We start from the raw sequence: 1,448 nt of genomic DNA, 5'->3' as shown, positions 1-1,448 counted from the left end.
GGACCGCGTGATCGGCGGTCCGGCCCGCAAGAGCCGGATCATCTCCGAGAAGGAGAAGAAGATCACCGCGTACCACGAGGCCGGGCACGCCCTGGCCGCGTGGGCCATGCCGGACATCGACCCGGTCTACAAGGTCACGATCCTCGCCCGCGGCCGCACGGGTGGTCACACCCTTTCGGTGCCGGAAGAGGACAAGGACCTGATGACCAGGTCCGAGATGATCGCGCGGCTGGTGTTCGCACTGGGTGGCCGCTCGGCCGAGGAGCTCGTCTTCCACGAGCCCACGACCGGCGCGTCCAACGACATCGAGCAGGCGACCAAGATCGCCCGCGCGATGGTCACCGAGTACGGCATGAGCGCGAAGCTCGGCGCGGTCAAGTACGGGCAGGAGCAGGGCGAGCCGTTCCTCGGACGCTCGGCCGGTCGCCAGGCGGACTACTCGCTGGAGGTCGCGCACGAGATCGACGAGGAGGTGCGCAAGCTCATCGAGGCGGCGCACACCGAGGCGTACGAGGTGCTCGTCACCTACCGCGACGTCCTCGACGACCTCACGCTCGAGCTGATCGAGAAGGAGACCCTGCACCAGAAGGAACTGGAGCGGATCTTCGCGCGGGTCGAGAAGCGGCCGCGGATCACCCAGTTCAACGACTTCGGTGACCGCACGCCGTCCGACATCCCGCCGGTCAAGACTCCTGGTGAGCTCGCCAAGGAACGCGGCGAGCCGTGGCCGCCGGTCGTCGAGGACACCATCGCGGAGGAGCTGCAGCAGGAGGAACCCACCGCTGCGGAGCCGACCGAGGAGCTGCCCTCGCCGAACGGGTCGAACGGCGTGCACCAGCCGGGTCAGCCGAACAACCAGTCGGGTCCGCCGAACTACGGCGCCCCGCCCGGATGGACCCCGGCGACCGTGCCCGGCGGCAAGCCGCACAACGTCTGGGAGCCGAAGAAGCCGCAGTCCGACCAGGACGAGCGGCAGTGACCGAGCCCAACCAGCTCGACGTGGACGCCGGCCTCACCCGCAACGGGGAGGCCGGCGTCTCCGCGCGGCGGGTCTTCGACCAGCCACGCGCGGAGGCAGCGGTGCGCGAGCTGCTGATCGCGTGCGGTGAGGATCCGGAGCGCGAGGGCCTGCGCGAGACACCCGCACGGGTGGCGCGGGCTTACCGGGAGTTGTTCGCGGGTCTCTACACCGACGCGGACAGCGTGCTGGCGAAGACGTTCGACGAGAGCCACGAGGAGCTCGTCCTCGTCACGGACATCCCGATGTTCAGCTTCTGCGAGCACCACCTGCTGCCGTTCCACGGCGTCGCGCACGTCGGGTACATCCCGAACGAGCAGGGCCGCGTGACGGGCCTGTCGAAGCTCGCCAGGCTCGTCGACCTCTACTCGAAGCGGCCGCAGGTGCAGGAACGGCTGACGTCGCAGGTCGCGGACGCGTTGGTGCGCAG

Annotated in this window: 1 protein-coding gene and 1 pseudogene; both read left to right on the top strand. The window is 69.5% G+C overall.

What is annotated here, in order from left to right:
* A pseudogene (locus tag B0F77_RS46340) lies at positions 1-979 on the top strand (ATP-dependent zinc metalloprotease FtsH); the annotation flags it as partial.
* Positions 976-1,448: GTP cyclohydrolase I (gene folE, locus B0F77_RS46335; protein WP_143467316.1), on the top strand; the 473-nt coding region annotated here is incomplete at its 3' end. The pseudogene B0F77_RS46340 and the gene folE, both read left to right, overlap by 4 nt.

Origin of the sequence: Lentzea kentuckyensis (assembly GCF_002150765.1) — a bacterium.
Taxonomy (GTDB): domain Bacteria; phylum Actinomycetota; class Actinomycetes; order Mycobacteriales; family Pseudonocardiaceae; genus Lentzea; species Lentzea kentuckyensis.
Note: the sequence above shows the minus strand (reverse complement) of the source record. Positions and strands in the feature narration are given on the sequence as shown.